The sequence below is a fragment of the Flagellimonas sp. 2504JD1-5 genome (genome assembly GCF_053618295.1).
Genome location: NZ_JBSIOU010000001.1, coordinates 371021 through 389103 on the forward strand (window position 1 = coordinate 371021; position 18083 = coordinate 389103).

The window sequence follows — 18083 nt, forward strand, 5'->3', positions numbered from 1 at the left end:
TAAGGCAATTGTTATTTTTCTATCTCGATAAGCACAGGACAATGATCACTATGCTTTGCATCGGAAAGAATTACCGAACGCTTTAATCGATCCTTTAAAGATTCGTTCACCATTCCATAATCCAACCGCCATCCTTTATTGTTGGCTCTTGAATTGGCACGGTAACTCCACCAGGTATAGTTATGGGGTTCTTTATTGAAGTGTCTGAAACTGTCAATAAATCCACTTTTGATGAAATTCCCGATCCATTCGCGTTCCACGGGTAAAAATCCTGAGACATTTTTGTTTCGTACGGGATCGTGAATGTCAATGGCTTCATGACAAATATTATAGTCACCACATACAATAAGATTGGGACGTTCCTTTCTTAAATTGTCGGCATACTTCTGAAAATCTGCCATATAGGTGAGCTTATGCTCCAAACGCGCCATATTGGTTCCGGAAGGCAGGTACATGCTCATTACGGAAACATCTCCATAATCTGCCCGGATGTTTCTCCCTTCAAAATCCATATAATCAATGCCTGTACCATATTCCACATGGTCCGGCTTTTCCTTACATAGCAAAGCCACTCCACTATACCCTTTTTTCTGCGCACTGAACCAATAGTGATGGTTATATCCAGCAGCTTCAAACAGAGATACATCCACTTGCTCCTTCATTGCCTTCGTTTCTTGAATACAGACCACATCTGGGTCTACCGCCTGTAACCAATCAATAAAACCTTTGTTCAAGGCTGCTCGAATTCCATTTACGTTATATGTGACAATTTTCATTTCAAAATTTTCACTAAATGTAGCCATAGTATTTGGCTCTTTAAAATTGATTTTTGTGATGACCGTATCAGCATAAAAGATTGTTAATATACAGTCCTCCAATAGGAATTAAAGGTTTAAGCAGTAAATTTAAGCTTTAGTTTTCCTGAATGACCGCCTTAGTATTGATAGACATCCAACTTGGTCTCCAAGAAACCCATTTTTATGGCTCTGAGCGGAACAATGCAACGGCCGAAACCAATGCGGGTAAAATCTTGGAGGTTTTTAGAACCAGAAATCTCCCGGTTTTCCACATTCAGCATAACTCCACCAACCCAAAATCTCCTTTGTATCCCGGAAAAAAGGGGAATGGGTTTAATCCTGAAGTTATTCCCATAAAAGGGGAGCTGGTTTTTCAAAAAAATGTGAACAGCGCCTTTATAGGCACCCCATTGGAAAGTGAACTCAGAAAACAAAACATCGATCATATTGTTGTGGCCGGGCTTACTACCGAACATTGTGTGTCCACCTCGGTTAGGATGGCTGCCAATTTGGGATTCCGCGTAACCTTGGTTTCCGATGCGACCGCAGCTTTTGACAAAATCGGGGTTGATGGTCAAAAATTCAGTGCGAATCTTGTTCATAATGCAGCCTTGGCCAATTTAAAAGATGAATTTGCAACAATAACCAAAACGAAAACCATACTAAACGACCTTGCTAATTGAACCATGAATCCTTCAAAACATTTTAAAAAGACCGTTTTACAACGATATCTAATTTTTTGTCTCTTTTTGTTGACACTCCCGGTTTTAGCCCAGACTCAGGAAAAACCCTTGCGAGTCGGAGTTGCCGGACTTACCCATACCCATGTGCACTGGATCTTGGGCCGCGAGGACATTGGCGATATTGATCTCGTGGGTATTGCAGAGCCCAATCGCGAATTGGCCCAGCGTTATGCTGACCAACATGGTTTTTCTATGGATTTGGTGTTCGACACATTGGAAGAAATGATTTTCGCGACCAAACCCGAAGCTGTTACCGCCTTTGGAACTATTTATGATCATTTGGAGGTTGTGCAGACCTGTGCCCCATTGGGTGTTCATGTAATGGTGGAAAAACCCCTGGCCGTGAGTTTGGATCATGCCAAGCAAATGGCCGCCCTTGCCGAAGAACACAACATTCACTTATTGACCAATTATGAAACTACTTGGTACCCCACAAACCATATGGCCAAAAATTTCCTCAACCATGGCAAAATAGGAAGGCTTAGAAAAATTGTTGTTCGCGATGGCCATAAAGGCCCAGTGAAAATAGGGGTTAACAAAGAGTTTTTGGACTGGTTACAAGATCCAGAAGAAAATGGCGGAGGGGCCATTACCGACTTTGGCTGTTATGGTGCCAATTTGACCACCTGGCTCATGAACGGAAAGAGACCCAATACCGTTACCGCGATCACACAACAATTTCAACCCCTGAACAATCCAAAAGTGGATGACGAAGCCACCATTCTGCTTACCTACGATAACACCCAGGCAATCATTCAAGCGTCATGGAATTGGCCCATTGGCCGTAAGGATATGGAACTCTACGGATTGATAGGTGCCCTTTATGCCGACAATCGAAACGAACTTCGTCTTCGCATTGCTGAAGGCTACGACGGTTATCACGAGGAAAAATTTACGTTGAAAGAACGGCCATCCCCATACAACGATCCATTTGCCATGCTAGCTGCTGTTGTAAAGAACAAAATTCGGTTACGACCGTATAGTCTCACCTCTTTGGAAAACAATTTGGTGGTCATGGAAATTTTGGACGCAGCAAGAGAAAGCGCCAAACATGGAAAAACAATCAAATTAAGATACTAACCCCATCAATCTCAACTACAACTGAACCCATGATTTATAAAAAAACCCCTAGCATACTAGCTTTCTTGTTTTTTTCGTTTTCATTTTTCGCACAGGAGGTCCAAAAAGATTCTGTGAACCAGTTGGATGAAATCATTCTCATTGAGGATATCACCATTAGGAATGCAATAGGAATAACTCCAAGTTCCAGCATTGGCGTGCAAACCTTTGAAAAATTCAATCCCATTGACATTTCTTCGGCTGTCAATCAAATCCCAGGGGTCTATGTACTTTCAGGGGCGCTTAACACCAATCGAATTACTATTCGTGGTGTCGGTGCTCGTACCCCTTTTGGTACAGATAAGCTACGTATGTATTTTAATGGTATTCCTGTGACCAATGGAACGGGTTCTTCCACTATCGAGGCCTTCGATTTGGAGAATTTGGGCAATATTGAAGTAATCAAGGGGCCTAAAGGCACAGCTTTTGGTGCCAATTTGGGTGGTGCTTTATTGCTAGACACAAAAAGCCTTGAAGAAAATGAAACAAAATTAGCGAGTTCCTTCACCCTGGGTTCATATAAAATGTTGAAGGAGAACCTATCGTTCCAACATTCAGAAAACAACTTCAACCTGACTTTCAATTACAATCATTTTGAAACGGACGGCTATCGCCAGAACAATCGTTTTGAACGTGATGGATTTTTGCTAAACACCAATCTAAACCTCAGCAGTAAAAGCACCTTGGGACTATTGGTCAATTATATTGATTACACCGCACAGATTCCCAGTTCGTTGAACCAGACCGATTTTGACGAAGACCCTACCCGTGCAGCGGGCAATTGGCTGGCTGCCCAAGGTTTTGAAGCAAATAAATATGTGCTAACGGGGTTGTACCACACCTATGAGTTCAACCCTTCATTCGAAAACACCACAAGTATCTTTTACACCTATTTAGATCATTACGAACCCCGTCCTTTTAATATTTTGGATGAGTTCACCAACGGATTTGGTATACGTAGCCAATTCAAGGGCATGTCTGGAACTTTCGAATATACTTTTGGTGGGGAATTGTACAAAGACGAATATCATTGGGGTACTTTCCAGAATCTTTTTCGAGACAACAACGGTAATGGAAGTTTGCAAGGAAATCGCTTAAGCGACAATAGTGAATTTCGGAGACAATTGAATCTGTTCGGTACGTTCACACATGTTTTTGCACATGGATTTTCGGCTCAATTAGGTCTTAACCTGAACAAGACCAACTATAATTTTCAAGATCTGTTCAACCAAGGAGATGCCAATACCTCCGCCAACCGGAATTTTGACGCCATTCTCTTGCCCAGTTTTGGGTTGCAATACCTGTTTGCAGGTGGAAAATTGTTTGCCAATGTTAGTAGGGGCTTTTCCAATCCCAGTTTAGAAGAAACTTTAACTCCTGATGGAGTCATCAACCCAGATATTGCCCAAGAAACAGGAACTAATTATGAGCTTGGCGGAGTGCTAAACCTGCTAAAGGAGCATTTGATTTTAGATTGGTCTATTTACCATATGGACATCAACAATTTGTTGGTGGCCCAACGTGTGGGTGAGGACCAATTTATTGGTCGAAATGCAGGTGAAACCCGCCACCAAGGTTTAGAGCTGAGCGCAAAATCAGTATTTGAGCTTTGCAAAGACCTTAAGGTCTATCCCTATCTCAACTATACCTTTAGTGATCATAGTTTTGTGGATTTTGTTGATGAAGATGATGATTTTTCGGGTAATCCATTGACCGGAGTACCCAAACACCGGATCAGTTCTGGAGTGGATTTCAGGCACACCGCTGGTTTTCAACTGAACCTGGTCCACCAATATGTAGATGAAATTCCATTGACCGATGCCAACAGCTTAAGCAGTGATTCTTTTAATGTGTTCAATGCCAAATTGGGGTACAAAACTAAGCTTTCCAACCATTTTTCCTTGGGATTGAATGCAGGAATCAACAATCTGTTTGATACCCGTTATGCCCAAAGTGTATTGATCAATGCCGTTGGGTTTGGTGGTGCCCTGCCCCGATACTTTTATCCTGGAAATGACAGAAATTTTTATGGAGGGATTAAACTAGGGTATCTTTTTTAAAGCTGCGAATACGGCAATGGTTTTAAAAACACTCGGATAATATCGTTCATGGAATTGGCATATTCTTCCACTTTAATGATTCTTTGCCATTCGGGGTGCGCAATAAACTTGGACCAGCCTTCGGCATGTGCTTCCATATCCTTTAGTGCCAGCATATAGGTGAGGCAGGGCATTTGGCCCCCGGCAATGTTCACCCCAAAAAATAGCATGGGAAGTCCGGCATCCGCAAAAATGGGAAACTCGGCATCATTGAACATCTTCACTTTTCTGCGCAGTGCATCCTCATTGGCGCTCTCGTAGATTCTCAATTCAAAAAGATTGGCTTCGCCACTGGGCTTTATCAAATTTGGAAATCCCGTGGAAGACCGAATTAGACTTGTGGAAATTCGTTTATAGGGAATCACATCATCCCCGGCAACCAGATAATCATGCGCATCTTTTAGATACTGCGCATCTTGGGCCAAGGCGTCCTGACTATCTTGAAAAGCTTGGATATTGGCATAGGCCACCAATAAATATATTTTTTTGGGCAGGGCATCACCTGCTTCCTCAAAGGCACCGACATTTTCAATCCCTTGCCTGTTCAAGGCTGGAATAAGTGCATCCTTAAAATAGTTGTGCAGCACATTTGCCGATCTAAAAAATTCCAGTTCATAGGTTCTGAACTCATACACCTCTTCTTGGGCAGCTATAAATTGTACAGAAACCAGTAATAGAACAAGGGAGCAAAACAGTTTGGATTTCATAATCATTGAGTTTGATTGGTTTTAAGAAGCAATTGATTACCAACAAGATACTAAAATGTTCTTTCCAAAACCTCATGGTTTGGACTTTCTTGTTGGTAGTCCAGAAAATCTTACATTGTTGTTCTCAAACGTTATATTTTACTTTTAAATCACGATTGGATCATGCTACCACGCTTAAAAACTACTTGGGCATTATATATTTTAATCTTGGCATTGGCATGCCAGACCAAATCCAAAGAAAAGGAAGCTGAGTCCGTTGCTGCTTTTGAGCAGCCCAATATATTGTGGTTGGTGGTCGAGGACATGGGGCCGTACATTCCCTCCTTTGGAGATTCTACCGTGGTAACGCCCAATCTAAACAAATTGGCCTCCGAAGGTATCCGTTATACCCATGTATTTTCTCCTTCCGGGGTGTGTGCCCCCAGCAGGGCGGCCATTGCTACGGGCATGTACCCAACCAGTATCGGGGCCAGCCATATGCGCACCCATTCCTATACCGAGGTTACCGGATTGCCCGCATACGAAGCCATTCCCCCGCCACAGGTAAAGATGTTCAGCGAACTGCTGCGAAGTGAAGGTTATTATTGCACCAACAACGCCAAAAACGATTATCAATTTAAAGCTCCGGTGACCGCTTGGGACCAAAATGGCAAAGATGGTCATTGGCGAAACCGCGAGTCGGGGCAACCCTTCTTTTCCATTTTTAATATTGGGGTAACGCACGAATCCGGGCTTTTTGAACCCTATGAAAGGGAAGAAATTATCCCCAAGGATACCCAGTTTCCGATTCCACCCTATTTGCCGGATACCGAAGTGGTGCGCCATGACCTTTGGAAAATGTACAACAACATCGCCTTAATGGACCGTCAAGTAGGGGACATCTTGGATCAATTGGAGGCCGATGGACTTTTGGAAAGCACCATCATCTTTTTCTATGCCGATCATGGTGGGCCATTGCCGCGCCAAAAAAGATTGGTGTACGATTCTGGGCTCAACGTGCCCTTGATCGTACGTTATCCAGATAAATCACATGCTGGAACCATTAACGACCAACTCATAAGTTTTATAGATTTTGCACCTACCATGCTCACTTTGACCGGACAAACACCTCCCGACCATCTGCAGGGCCAAACTTTTGTAGGGGATCAAAAACCAAGACAGTACATTCATGGAGCGGCGGATCGATTTGATGGTGTTACCGATGCCAGAAGGGCGGTGAGAGACCAACGTTTTAAATATGTTCGAAACTATAGGCCGGAGCACGGCAACTATTTGGCCAATACGTATCGGGAGCGGATTCCCACCATGAAAGAACTCCTCCGCATGCGGGACCAAGGGCAACTGAACGAAACCCAGATGTTGTGGTTCAGAGAAAGTAAGCCCAAGGAAGAACTGTATGATTGCCTGAACGACCCGCACGAGATCAACAATCTGGCCCAAAACCCGGAATATGCTGAAAAACTACAAGAATTGAGCGCGGAGATGGACCGTTGGCTGGCGGAAATTGGTGATCAACCCAACCTGCCCGAACGCGAACTGATTGACCAGCTTTGGCAAGGTGCAGAAGAGCAACCCATGACAGCCAAACCTACGGTGATTCAGGTAGGTAACGAGATTGCGATGGAATGTAAGACCAAGGGCGCCTCCATCGGCTACCGAAAAATGGGCGACGACCCTGACACACCATGGAAAATTTATGCAGCCCCGTTTAAAGTGGAAAATGGTACACAACTGGAACTAGTAGCCCATAGAATTGGGTTTAAGCCGAGTGAAGTTATACAGTTTCAAGTGTCGTTTTAACCAAAGGAACTCATTTACTACAGATATCCCTTACAGTTTATAGTGTTTATACGTTATATTTATACAATGCAGTTGTGTTGTATATTTCTGCAAACAAGTTGGGTTACTTAAACATCAAATATGAGCTTGTCAGCAACAAAGATTACGGATAATACCCATGAAATGAGTTTTCATGAGCTTTTTTCACAATCAACTCAGGTACAGATTCCCTTGTTTCAGCGAGAATATGTTTGGACTGAAAAGCAACTCAAACGTATGATAGAAGAAATTGATGTGATTGTCGAAGGTGAAGATTCCAATCGTTTTCTTGGAGCAATAATCGCTGTTAGAAGAAATGCCAATCCTTCTGAACCACAGCCCTATGAGATAGTTGATGGTCAACAACGTTTATCTACGCTATACTTATTTGTTCTTGCGGCAGCCTATGTGGCGGCAAGGAACAAAGAGGACGATTATGCGAGAGGATTGATTAATACAAACCTCATGATTGATTGGTGGCAGAATGGTGTAAATACGAAGCTAGTTCCTTCTTTTGCAGATAGAAATCAGTTCTGCCAAGCATTTCAAGTCCTAATAAATACTGGTAACATGTCTGACTGGCTTGGAGTTAAAGCCAAATTACCAGAAAAAAGCGGACTTGATAAAGGACGTTATTTAGCCCAATTCAATCGCATTAAGTCTTTTTTACAGAAAAGATTCAAGGAATATGGAATAAATCATCTAAAGGAAATTGTAACTACAGCGCAAACTAAATTAACCTTTGTGTTCATCCTGCTTAAGGACCCTTCTAATGCAACTACGGTATTTGAAGGCCTTAATGACCCTGGCATCCCAATCGGTATTGGAGATTTAGTGCGAAATGAGGTGTTCTCCAAAATTAGTGATCAACCTGACAAGGCACAATCAATTCATAGAGATGTATGGTTGCCATTTAGAAATAAATTAGGACCTAATTTTGACAATTATTTCTTCCCCTATGCAATTATCCAGGAATCATCTATAAAAAATGCAGATTTGTTTCGTGGTTTGCGGAAAATATGGGGAGAAACAAAAGAACCGGAGGAAATAATATCACAGCTTGAAGAATATACAGTTCCATACTTAGCTATAAGCGCAGGCCTATATCCAAAAAATTATAATAAAGATGTCAAAGCGGGTTTGGAAAAACTTGTGCGCGCCAAAAGCCCTACTTCAATTTACCCTTTTGTTATGCGTCTTTTAAAAGGGTATCAGGAGGGATCTGTTAGTGAAAAGAATACAGGAGATTGTTTAAGAGTTCTTGAGTCTTTTTTGGTAAGACGCGCGTTATGCGGTATTGAACCAACCGGACTCCTAGTCCTATTTAGAACTGCTTGGAATGTTATGAAAGGTATCCCCACCAAGGAGAATCTTGAATCAACAATAAAAAGAAGAAATACAATTGAGTGGCCAGATGACCAAAGGTTTGAAACTTCCATACTAACCAGAAATATTTACTCAAGTTCTATCTGTAAGTATGCACTTTTGGAGTATGAAGCCAGCCTTGGGTCTGACATTCCAGAAAATGATTTTTGGATTGAGCATGTAATGCCTCAATCTTTAACGAAGGAATGGAAGGAAGTAATTACCCCTGAAGATCATCAAAATGTACTACACACTTGGGGTAACCTCGTTCCCTTGACCAAGGAAATGAACAAAGGAGTATCGCGATCAGTATTTGATAAAAAGAAAGTTCAATTTGAAAAACATTCTGTATTTGCTACAGCTAGATCTATTGCAAAAGAGTTTGATGAATGGAATAAAGAAGTAATCATGGAAAGATCCAAAAAAATAAGTAAGTGGGCTTTAAAAAGATGGGAGAAATAACCAACCCCACAATTCCTATGATGGATTAAATACTATTTTATTAAGACCATTGTCTCAAAACCTCTCCCAACCCTTTTAGTAATTCCACTGCACTTTGCACCTCTCTTTTGGTAAAAACTTCTTCTTCCAAAAAGTGCAGCATAAAAATTAGGTTGTCCAATTGCTTGCTCAGTTCTTCTGGAGAACCATAGGCTTCTTTAATCCACGAGTTTATGTTTTCTAATTGGGTAGGTGTTAACATGGGAGCAAGTTAAACAGCGAAACCCACCTATGTAACCACTAATTAGTAGTATTTTTAAAGTAGCAAAGTCCTAAAAATGACCATCAAACACCTTACCCCAGAAGACTTAACCGTTGACATGGAAAACCAAATGGTAAAGCTGTTTAAGCAGTTAAACCCCGATATAAAACTCAACCCCTTGGCCAAAATCATGGCAAAACCAGACCAGTTGAGCTTGGTGTATTGCCAAGAGGGTGACCAAATAATCGGTATGGCGGCTATGGTTACTTACAGTGTACTTTCAGGCAGCAAAGGTTTGGTAGAAGATGTTGTGGTGGATGTCAACGCGCGTGGCAAAGGCCTTGGCCGTAAACTTATGGAGGAGCTGCTCGATATTGCCGAGCAAAACGGACTGTCTGAGGTACTGCTCTTTACCGGCAACCATAGGCAAAGTGCCATCCGTTTATATACCAAACTGGGGTTTGCAAAATCGGAGAGTGGGATGTACCGACTTCGGTTGGCTACGTAGAAAATCCAACAAAAACCATACCTTTAAAAGGAACATCATTCATCAATCAACATAACACCATGAAGTATCGCCTATCCTTTCTTGCTTTGGTGCTCTCCATTTCCGTGGGGGCTACCGATCTTAAAATTTCAACCCCTCTGCTTTATATTGAGGGCGACCAAGCCTATACCCTATTTAATGTAAGCTGGGACAATGCTTGGTACAACACAAAAAACCACGATGCTGTGTGGTTGTTCTTTAAATCCATTTCGGAAAACGGAGGCTATAAACACATTAATGTGGCCCAAAGTGGGCATCGTGTCGTTTCAGTTTTTTCCAAGGATCCCAATCTCATTTTTGAGGTGCCCAAAGATGGTGCAGGTTTGTTCGTAAAACCCAATAACACCTTCCGCGGCAGAGTGGAGGTGACCCTAAAAGTGGCCTTGCACAAACCCAGCTTTGTAGATGTGGACCAAAGGGGCTGGTACTTTCATGCCTATGGTATTGAAATGGTCCATATTCCGCAAGGAGGCTTTACCTTGGGCGACCCAGACCCCGTAGCCCAAGAATTTGGCAGTTTTTATAAACCCAATAAAAAGGGAAAGCCTTCTGGCTTAGTGAAAATCACTTCCCAAGATCAGGAATTGACCGTTTCCGAAACTGGAGATTTGTTCTATAATTCAGGAGAATACAAATACGAAGGGGATCAACAGGGTCCCATTCCAGCTTCCTATCCCAAGGGTGTTACTCCCTATTATATGATGAAATACGAACCTACGGAAGGTCAATATGCTGAATTTCTAAATAGTTTGGCATCTGATCAAACTCCAGCGAGATTGCTACATCTTGAACGGCAATATAAGGACCACGATGGGACCATAACCCCAAAAAATGATAGGTACATTACCAAATTTCCCAACAAACCTTGCTTGTTTATGGGATGGGATGATGCCATGGCCTATGCCGATTGGGCCGGATTGCGTCCCATGACCGAATTTGAGTTTGTCAAGGCCGCACGGGGAACGGAACCGCCCAAAGCCCATGATTTTCCATGGGGAACCAGCAGCAAAGAAAGGATGCAACGCCTACCACATCCCAATCGAACCTTGATCATGGCCAATGGGTGGGACGAGTCCAAACTTACGGAAGAAACCCGTGATTATTATGGGGCTTCCCACTATTGGGTGATGGACATGGCTGGAAGCATTTGGGAGCGGGTAATTACCTTAGGGCATCCGAATGGAAGAGCGTTTACTGGAGTACATGGTGATGGCAACTTGTCGCCCGATGGGGCTGCAGATGTTCAAAATTGGCCAACGGGTGAATCTGAGGGCGGCATAGGATTTCGCGGTGGTGGATTTTATAGTTATGATCGTGAATACCATGAGTTCAATCCGTTTAGCCCTGTCGCATACCGAAGATATGGCGGGTGGCATGGCCCCATGCGCAACAATGCCTACGGCACCCGATTTGTACGAAGTATTGATTAACTTAGTGCCCCTTACAATCAAAAAACCAAAACATGAAATCTCTTTTTTACATGGCAACCTTTAGTCTATTGTTTGTTTCCGTAAAAGCGCAAACAAAAACCATAGAACTTTCGCACTATGTTTTTCCAAAATTTACTCCGGGCTATGTGCTTATGAAATCGGGGGAAAAGAATGCAGCCTTGCTAAATTACCATTCCATTCTTGAAGAGGTGGTTTTTGAGGATGGCCAAGGTAAGAGAGCAATCGCAGATGCACAATTACCGCAGGTGGACACAGTCTTTATTAAGGGCAGAAAGTTTTTCAGACTTAACGATACATTTGTAGAGTTGGCCCACCAGTCAACCTATGACCTTTATATTGAATACAAGTGCGATGTGAAATATCCCGGAAATGTCAGCGCTTTTGGTCAGACTTCCCAAACTTCTTCCAATCAATCTTTTTCACAAGTGGCCATTCGGGGGACCATGTATGAATTGTCCTTGCCAAGTGGTTATAAAACCAAACCCTACCAATATTATTGGATCAGGAAAGACGGCGAATTGAACCAGTTCAAAAACCTGAATCAGTTGCTAAAACTGTATGATGCCAAAAAAAATGCTGGTAAAACCTTTATAAAAGAGCATAAAATCAAAATCAAAGATCAAGCTGACGTGATTCAATTAATTGATTATTTGGAAACGGATTGAGAAGCTTGTGAAAAATCTACAGCTACAGTCCAACCCAGCAGTTGCTGCGGTTTTTAAACACTATCCAGATAACGTTCGGGCTAAAATGGAGACGCTACGGCAGCTAGTTTTGGAAGTGGCCCAAGAAACTCCCGAAATTACCAAGTTGGAAGAAACCCTAAAATGGAGTGAACCTAGTTACTTGGCTCCAAAAGGCAGTACCCTACGTATGGACTGGAAGGCCAAATCGCCAAACCAATATGCGCTCTATTTCCAGTGCTCTAGTCTATTGGTGTCCACCTTTAAAATGGTATATGGCAATACGTTCAACTATGAGGGCAATCGGGCCATCGTATTTCAATTGGAGGATAAACTCCCGGTGGAGGAACTCAAAAACTGCATTCGTGCTACTTTGCAATACCATAAGGTAAAGCACCTGCCCAGTTTAGGGATGTAACAAAAGGCTTATGTCATACTGAAACGTGTCATCCTGAGCCCGTCGAAGGATTGACACCTCAATACTTTCTACACACTTCGACAGGCTCAGTGTGACTATGCTACAGTTAAGGTCTCCGTCACATCGAGTGGATTTTCTCGACCTTTGGAGAGAAAATTTGTATCGAGATGTTTTTACAATAGGTTCTCGATACACTCCTCCTTCGGCGAAGCACTCGAACAGACAGTTTTATCAGATCGAGCTATCTTAGTCCAATGCAGAAGGTTTATCGTTTAGTTATTCTTGTTTTGTTGATGCACCAATTTATGTGGTCGCAAACTACCGTGTCCTCGGAAGATTTGGTAGAGGCTGCTCTTGAACTCACCCAACAACAGGTGACTTACGATGGCAGTTATTTTTCCATTCCCTACCCTAATGGCGATGTGCCAGAAGGCAAAGGTGTTTGTACCGATGTGGTCATACGTGCCTACCGAAAAATGGGGGTGGACCTTCAAAAAGAGGTGCATGAAGATATGAAGGCCAATTTCAGTGTTTATCCGAACATTTGGGGCCTTTCCCGAACCGATACCAATATAGACCATCGCCGTGTTCCCAATTTGATGACCTATTTTAAGCGTCAAGGTGCTGAAAAACCTATTACCGACAATGCGAAAGATTACCTTCCCGGGGATGTGGTCTGCTGGAACTTGGGCGGTGCCATCACCCATATCGGTATTGTGGTGGATAAAAAATCGCGGGATGGAAAACGACATTTGATTGTCCATAACATTGGTCGTGGACAGGTGATGGAAGATATTCTTTTCGATTTTAAAATTATTGGGCATTATACCTACAAACCCGAAATCTCAAACTAACTCACTATGTCTTTGTACCAAACCTTGATGGATTTCGGTGCCAAATTCTTTAAAAAGAATGTGCTGCTCAAATACGGGTTCAATCTGTCTCCCATGTATCGACGTAGCACTGGCAGAATCACTTTTATTTCTGAAGATCTGTTGACAATAACAATGAAACTTCCCATTACCTACAAAAATCGAAACTATGTAAACACCATTTTTGGAGGTAGTATGTTTTCGGCCGCTGATCCCATTCCCATGGTACAGCTCATCAATCTATTAGGTCCTGACTATGTGGTTTGGGATAAATCCGCAGAGATTTTCTTTAAACGCCCTGCCAAGGAAACCCTTTATGCAGAGTTCCGTTATACCATAGAAGAGTTGGAAGAAATCAAGGCGAAAGTGGCGCAACAAAATGAATTGGAAATCATAAAAACTACTGATCTCACCAACAAGGACCAAAGTAAGGTATTCTGTCAGATCAAGAAGATCATTTACATTGCGGACAAGGCCTATTTTAAACAAAAAAGGGCCAGAAAATGATCTTGAAAACTGTTCCGATTGTAGTATATTGTACAAGCTAACACGGAACAATTTTGTTCCGTTCCGACTAATTCAAAACAACAACCCATGACCGATTTGGAAATTGCCAAAGGCGTTACGCTACAACCTATTTCGAACATTGCAGAAAAATTTGGAGTAGACCCCGATTCCATAGAAATGTATGGCAAGTACAAGGCCAAATTACCGTTGCAAGCCATTGATAAGAACAAAGGGGAAAAGAGCAATCTTATTTTGGTATCGGCCATTTCACCGACCCCGGCCGGGGAGGGTAAGACCACCATGTCCATCGGCTTGACCGAAGGATTAAACAGGTTGGGCAAGAAAACAACCGTTGTGCTTCGTGAACCCTCTTTGGGTCCTGTTTTTGGCATTAAAGGTGGTGCCACAGGGGGCGGATATTCACAGGTACTCCCAATGGAGGATATCAACCTTCACTTTACCGGGGATTTTGCCGCTATTGAAAAGGCGCATAACCTATTGTCTGCGGTAATCGATAATAACATCCAAAGCAAAACAAGGTCGTTACGCCTTGACCCAAGAACTATTGGTTGGAAACGGGTGATGGATATGAACGATCGTTCGTTGCGTCATGTAATCGTTGGATTGGGCGGAACTACTTCGGGTATCCCACGGGAAACCGGGTTTGATATTACCGCTGCTTCCGAAATTATGGCGATTCTCTGTTTGGCTGAAAACCTAAGTGACCTAAAAAAGCGACTGGGAAGTATTTTCATTGGCTATACTTTTGACAAGGAACCTATTTATGCACGGGATCTAAACGCGGAGGGTGCTATGGCCGCGCTGTTGAAAGATGCCATCAAGCCAAATCTGGTGCAGACCATGGAAGGGAATCCGGCCATTATTCATGGTGGGCCCTTTGCCAATATTGCGCAAGGAACCAACTCTGTGATTGCAACCCGAATGGGGATGACATATTCCGATTATACGGTTACCGAAGCTGGTTTTGGATTCGATTTAGGAGCAGAGAAATTCTTCGATATTAAATGTCAAAGTGCCGGATTGAAGCCAAAGGCAGTTGTGCTTACCGCTACCATTCGCGCATTAAAATACCATGGCGGAGCTGACTTAAAATCCTTAACGGAGCCCAATGTGGAGGCCCTTAAAAAGGGATTGCCCAATTTGGAAAAGCATTTGGAGAACATTGCCAAGTTCAATGTGGTTCCCGTTATTTCTATCAACAGGTTTGTTTCGGATACCGATGAAGAAATTGAGGTGATCAAAGAATTGGCAGCATCCAAAGGCGTTCGGGTGGCCTTGGCCGAGGTTTGGGCCAAAGGTGGAGAAGGTGCGGAAGAGTTGGCCCAACATGTAATTGATGTTGTGGAATCTGGCGCTTCAGATTTTAAACCCTTGTACAAATGGGAGTCGAGTGTCATGGATAAAATTGCCACCATTGCCACAGAAATCTATGGGGCCGAACATGTGGATTATACTTCAAAAGCCAAAGCGCATCTTAGAAAAATAGCGAATTTGGGATTGGATCATTTGCCAGTCTGTATTGCAAAAACCCAAAAATCCCTTTCGGACAATCCCAAACTGTTGGGACGGCCAAAAGACTTTATCATCACCGTTCGGGAAATCGAAATCGCTGTTGGCGCTGGATTTTTAGTACCCATTACCGGAGATATTATGCGTATGCCAGGGTTGCCAGCCCATCCTTCATCCGAAGGGATAGACGTAAATGATGCTGGTGAGATTACTGGCCTATTCTGAATTCGAAGGTTTAGATTTTCTGTAACCAATAACGCATATCCACCTCTTTGGAGATGATTTCTTTGACCTCATCCAACTTTACACGTTGTTGCTCCATGGTATCGCGATGACGAATGGTAACGGTGTCATCTTCCAAAGTTTGATGGTCAACCGTAATACAGAAAGGTGTGCCTGCAGCATCTTGACGTCGGTAACGACGACCCACGGCATCCTTTTCATCATAGATGACGTTAAAATCCCATTTCAAATCATCAATAAGCTTATGGGCTACTTCAGGAAGGCCATCACGTTTTAGCAATGGTAAAACCGCAGCTTTTGTTGGTGCCAACACTGCTGGAAGCTTAAGTACGGTTCGGGTAGTGCCATTTTCCAATTCCTCTTCTTTTAAGGAGTTTGAAAAAACAGCCAAGAACATACGATCTAGACCTATAGAAGTTTCGAGTACATATGGTACGTAGCTCTTGTTTTCCTCTGGGTCGAAATACTGCAATTTTTTACCTGAAAATTCTTCGTGCTGACTCAAATCAAAATCGGTACGGGAATGGATTCCTTCCAGTTCTTTAAAGCCAAATGGAAACTTGAATTCAATATCGGCAGCGGCATCGGCGTAGTGAGCCAATTTTTCATGATCATGGAAGCGATAATTGTCTTCTCCCATTCCTAGAGAAAGGTGCCACTTTAATCGTTTTTCCTTCCATTTTTCGTACCACTCTTGCTGGGTACCAGGTTTGATGAAGTATTGCATTTCCATTTGTTCAAACTCACGCATACGGAAGATGAACTGACGGGCCACAATCTCATTACGGAACGCTTTTCCGGTTTGGGCAATTCCAAACGGGATTTTCATACGTCCAGTTTTCTGTACGTTCAAAAAGTTGACGAAAATTCCCTGGGCGGTCTCTGGTCTTAAATACAGATCCATGGCGGAATCTGCTGAAGCTCCCAACTTTGTCCCGAACATCAAATTGAACTGTTTTACATCCGTCCAGTTTTTAGATCCTGAAAGTGGGCAAGCAATTTCCAGTTCTTCAATCAAGGCCTTTACGTCAGCCAAATCTTCATTTTCCAAAGATTTGCCCAGTCGTTTAAGAATTCCATCACCCTTTGCTTGATAATCCAAAACACGTTGGTTGGTCGCCAAGAATTGCTCCTTGTCAAAACTATCTCCAAAGCGCTTGGAAGCCTTCTTGACTTCCTTATCTATTTTAGCTTCAATTTTGGCAACGTGGTCTTCCACCAAAACATCGGCACGGTATCTTTTTTTGGAATCTTTGTTGTCAATCAATGGGTCATTGAAGGCATCTACGTGACCGGAAGCTTTCCAAGTGGTGGGGTGCATAAAAATGGCCGCATCAATTCCAACAATATTGTCATTGAGCTGCACCATGGCTTGCCACCAATATTCTCGAATGTTCTTCTTTAGCTCTGCTCCATTCTGGGCATAGTCGTAAACAGCACTGAGTCCGTCATAAATCTCACTGGATTGGAATACATATCCATACTCCTTTGCATGGGAGATAACCTTCTTAAAAATGTCTTCTTGATTTGCCATTGCGCAAAAATAGAATTTTGCCCAAAAAGAAAAGTGCTATTTCAGCTGAAATTCGGTGGAAGCCAGCAATCTTTCGTCTTCGAACACATTTAGGGTGTAGATACCTTCGGAAAGTGACCCTTCTGGTACGGTTATGGCATCACAAACGCTAATTTCTTTTCCTGTGTAGATGATTTCAACTTTTTTACTATACGTGTTTCCACTTACCGAAATAGTACTTGCATTATCCTCGATAACCGCCATATTGGGGTCTAAAAATTGTAGGTAGAGTACTTTTACATCACCTTCCTCACCTGGATTGGCAAGAATGGTAACACAGCCCCTTAGTTTTTCAATTGTGGAAGCTTTGTTTGTTTTTAAAGGCCTTCCTGCCCTTAGTCTAAAACCGCTCCCTTCTGCATCTTGGAGTTTTAGGTAGCTTTTTATTTTTAGTTCCCTTGCCAATTCCCTATTGGTTTCACGCAGCAAAGATTCGGTTTGCTCCATAGAGCTGGCTCTTCCCTTGGCATCTTCAAGCTGTTTTCGGGTTTCTTCAAATCGGTTGGCCAACAAGCTATTGTTATACCGAAGAAAATTGTTTTTGAGTTTTAAACTATCAAACCTAATCTCTAAAGTTCTAAGTTCTTTTCGGGTTTCCTTCAGCTTGGTTAAACTAAAGTTTAATCGACCCACAGAATCAAGCAGTTCCTGAACCCTGAAGCGGGATGTCTGGAGTTCAATTTCATTTACCTCGTTAAGCCCCGACAAACGATCTACTTCGGCCTTCATCAAGGTCAAGTCCTTTACCAATAATGACTTTTCCTGTTCCAAAAAGGTCATTTGGTTTTGGGACTGCGCATAACTGTAGTAAAAAGCAATGAGAATGCCCACGATCACTGCAACAAGCGCTGCAAAGATGATCTTGTAGTTGAAATTGTTATCTTGGGCATCCATGGGGTCAATTCGGC

At 42.7% G+C, this 18083-nt stretch carries 17 protein-coding genes; 12 read left to right on the forward strand and 5 right to left on the reverse strand.

Going from position 1 to position 18083, the window contains the following annotated elements:
• Positions 1-11: 11 nt before the first annotated feature.
• Positions 12-776: an exodeoxyribonuclease III gene (locus ACULLG_RS01645; RefSeq protein ID WP_452125025.1), complete on the reverse strand. Its 765-nt coding sequence runs from the start codon at positions 774-776 to the stop codon at positions 12-14.
• Positions 777-925: 149 nt separating this feature from the next.
• Here ACULLG_RS01645 and ACULLG_RS01650 point away from each other — a divergent pair, with 149 nt between their 5' ends.
• The 3 genes from ACULLG_RS01650 (at position 926) to ACULLG_RS01660 (ending at position 4719) form a co-directional block, all read left to right on the forward strand.
• Positions 926-1480 (forward strand): cysteine hydrolase family protein, encoded by a 555-nt coding sequence (locus ACULLG_RS01650; protein ID WP_452125026.1) that lies wholly within the window; start codon positions 926-928, stop codon positions 1478-1480.
• Positions 1481-1483: 3 nt separating this feature from the next.
• Positions 1484-2620 carry a Gfo/Idh/MocA family protein gene (locus ACULLG_RS01655; protein ID WP_452125027.1) on the forward strand — a complete coding sequence of 379 codons (1137 nt, stop codon included), beginning with the start codon at positions 1484-1486 and terminating at the stop codon, positions 2618-2620.
• Between the two features lie 113 nt (positions 2621-2733).
• Entirely contained in the window at positions 2734-4719 is a 1986-nt protein-coding gene (locus ACULLG_RS01660; protein ID WP_452125028.1) for a TonB-dependent receptor family protein, read from the forward strand.
• Here ACULLG_RS01660 and ACULLG_RS01665 read toward each other — a convergent pair.
• Positions 4716-5465: an NIPSNAP family protein gene (locus ACULLG_RS01665; RefSeq protein WP_452125029.1), complete on the reverse strand. Its 750-nt coding sequence runs from the start codon at positions 5463-5465 to the stop codon at positions 4716-4718. The two genes, ACULLG_RS01660 and ACULLG_RS01665, sit on opposite strands and share 4 nt — an antisense overlap.
• A gap of 162 nt (positions 5466-5627) precedes the next feature.
• Here ACULLG_RS01665 and ACULLG_RS01670 point away from each other — a divergent pair, with 162 nt between their 5' ends.
• Both ACULLG_RS01670 and ACULLG_RS01675 read left to right on the forward strand, forming a co-directional pair.
• Positions 5628-7265 carry a sulfatase-like hydrolase/transferase gene (locus ACULLG_RS01670; protein WP_452125030.1) on the forward strand — a complete coding sequence of 546 codons (1638 nt, stop codon included), beginning with the start codon at positions 5628-5630 and terminating at the stop codon, positions 7263-7265.
• Between the two features lie 120 nt (positions 7266-7385).
• Entirely contained in the window at positions 7386-9110 is a 1725-nt protein-coding gene (locus tag ACULLG_RS01675) for a DUF262 domain-containing protein (protein WP_452125031.1), read from the forward strand.
• 40 nt (positions 9111-9150) lie between these two features.
• Here the strand turns inward: ACULLG_RS01675 and ACULLG_RS01680 are convergent, their stop codons facing one another.
• A complete protein-coding gene (locus ACULLG_RS01680) occupies positions 9151-9351 on the reverse strand; it encodes a hypothetical protein (protein WP_452125032.1) in 201 nt (66 codons plus the stop codon).
• Positions 9352-9427: 76 nt separating this feature from the next.
• Between ACULLG_RS01680 and ACULLG_RS01685 the strand changes: the two genes are divergently transcribed.
• The 7 genes from ACULLG_RS01685 to ACULLG_RS01715 all read left to right on the forward strand — a co-directional run bounded on the left by ACULLG_RS01685 (position 9428) and on the right by ACULLG_RS01715 (position 15584).
• On the forward strand, positions 9428-9859 hold the full coding sequence (locus ACULLG_RS01685; protein ID WP_452125033.1) for an N-acetyltransferase family protein: 432 nt from the start codon (positions 9428-9430) through the stop codon (positions 9857-9859).
• Between the two features lie 59 nt (positions 9860-9918).
• Entirely contained in the window at positions 9919-11328 is a 1410-nt protein-coding gene (locus ACULLG_RS01690; RefSeq protein ID WP_452125034.1) for a formylglycine-generating enzyme family protein, read from the forward strand.
• A 32-nt stretch (positions 11329-11360) separates the two neighbouring features.
• Entirely contained in the window at positions 11361-12014 is a 654-nt protein-coding gene (locus ACULLG_RS01695; protein ID WP_452125035.1) for a hypothetical protein, read from the forward strand.
• A 7-nt stretch (positions 12015-12021) separates the two neighbouring features.
• Positions 12022-12450, forward strand: coding sequence for a DUF1801 domain-containing protein (locus ACULLG_RS01700; RefSeq protein WP_452125036.1), 429 nt, complete (start codon positions 12022-12024; stop codon positions 12448-12450).
• 293 nt (positions 12451-12743) lie between these two features.
• Positions 12744-13304, forward strand: a complete 561-nt coding sequence (locus ACULLG_RS01705; RefSeq protein ID WP_452126519.1) for a DUF1287 domain-containing protein — start codon at positions 12744-12746, stop codon at positions 13302-13304.
• Between the two features lie 6 nt (positions 13305-13310).
• On the forward strand, positions 13311-13829 hold the full coding sequence (locus tag ACULLG_RS01710; protein WP_452125037.1) for a PaaI family thioesterase: 519 nt from the start codon (positions 13311-13313) through the stop codon (positions 13827-13829).
• Between the two features lie 87 nt (positions 13830-13916).
• Entirely contained in the window at positions 13917-15584 is a 1668-nt protein-coding gene (locus tag ACULLG_RS01715) for a formate--tetrahydrofolate ligase (RefSeq protein WP_452125038.1), read from the forward strand.
• 10 nt (positions 15585-15594) lie between these two features.
• Here the strand turns inward: ACULLG_RS01715 and ACULLG_RS01720 are convergent, their stop codons facing one another.
• Together ACULLG_RS01720 and ACULLG_RS01725 are read right to left on the reverse strand one after the other, a co-directional pair.
• The gene (locus ACULLG_RS01720; RefSeq protein ID WP_452125039.1) at positions 15595-17136 is read right to left on the reverse strand and encodes a glycine--tRNA ligase; all 1542 of its coding nucleotides are present in this window, start codon (positions 17134-17136) and stop codon (positions 15595-15597) included.
• A gap of 36 nt (positions 17137-17172) precedes the next feature.
• On the reverse strand, positions 17173-18069 hold the full coding sequence (locus ACULLG_RS01725; protein WP_452125040.1) for a hypothetical protein: 897 nt from the start codon (positions 18067-18069) through the stop codon (positions 17173-17175).
• Positions 18070-18083: the final 14 nt, after the last annotated feature.

Bases quoted from the DNA above. Each gene is read 5' to 3' on its own strand.
- ACULLG_RS01645 (WP_452125025.1), bottom strand. From the start codon at position 776: ATGAAAATTGTCACATATAACGTAAATGGAATTCGAGCAGCCTTGAAC.
- ACULLG_RS01650 (WP_452125026.1), top strand. From the start codon at position 926: ATGACCGCCTTAGTATTGATAGACATCCAACTTGGTCTCCAAGAAACC.
- ACULLG_RS01655 (WP_452125027.1), top strand. From the start codon at position 1,484: ATGAATCCTTCAAAACATTTTAAAAAGACCGTTTTACAACGATATCTA.
- ACULLG_RS01665 (WP_452125029.1), bottom strand. From the start codon at position 5,465: ATGAAATCCAAACTGTTTTGCTCCCTTGTTCTATTACTGGTTTCTGTA.
- ACULLG_RS01670 (WP_452125030.1), top strand. From the start codon at position 5,628: ATGCTACCACGCTTAAAAACTACTTGGGCATTATATATTTTAATCTTG.
- ACULLG_RS01675 (WP_452125031.1), top strand. From the start codon at position 7,386: ATGAGCTTGTCAGCAACAAAGATTACGGATAATACCCATGAAATGAGT.
- ACULLG_RS01680 (WP_452125032.1), bottom strand. From the start codon at position 9,351: ATGTTAACACCTACCCAATTAGAAAACATAAACTCGTGGATTAAAGAA.
- ACULLG_RS01685 (WP_452125033.1), top strand. From the start codon at position 9,428: ATGACCATCAAACACCTTACCCCAGAAGACTTAACCGTTGACATGGAA.
- ACULLG_RS01690 (WP_452125034.1), top strand. From the start codon at position 9,919: ATGAAGTATCGCCTATCCTTTCTTGCTTTGGTGCTCTCCATTTCCGTG.
- ACULLG_RS01695 (WP_452125035.1), top strand. From the start codon at position 11,361: ATGAAATCTCTTTTTTACATGGCAACCTTTAGTCTATTGTTTGTTTCC.
- ACULLG_RS01705 (WP_452126519.1), top strand. From the start codon at position 12,744: ATGCACCAATTTATGTGGTCGCAAACTACCGTGTCCTCGGAAGATTTG.
- ACULLG_RS01710 (WP_452125037.1), top strand. From the start codon at position 13,311: ATGTCTTTGTACCAAACCTTGATGGATTTCGGTGCCAAATTCTTTAAA.
- ACULLG_RS01715 (WP_452125038.1), top strand. From the start codon at position 13,917: ATGACCGATTTGGAAATTGCCAAAGGCGTTACGCTACAACCTATTTCG.
- ACULLG_RS01720 (WP_452125039.1), bottom strand. From the start codon at position 17,136: ATGGCAAATCAAGAAGACATTTTTAAGAAGGTTATCTCCCATGCAAAG.
- ACULLG_RS01725 (WP_452125040.1), bottom strand. From the start codon at position 18,069: ATGGATGCCCAAGATAACAATTTCAACTACAAGATCATCTTTGCAGCG.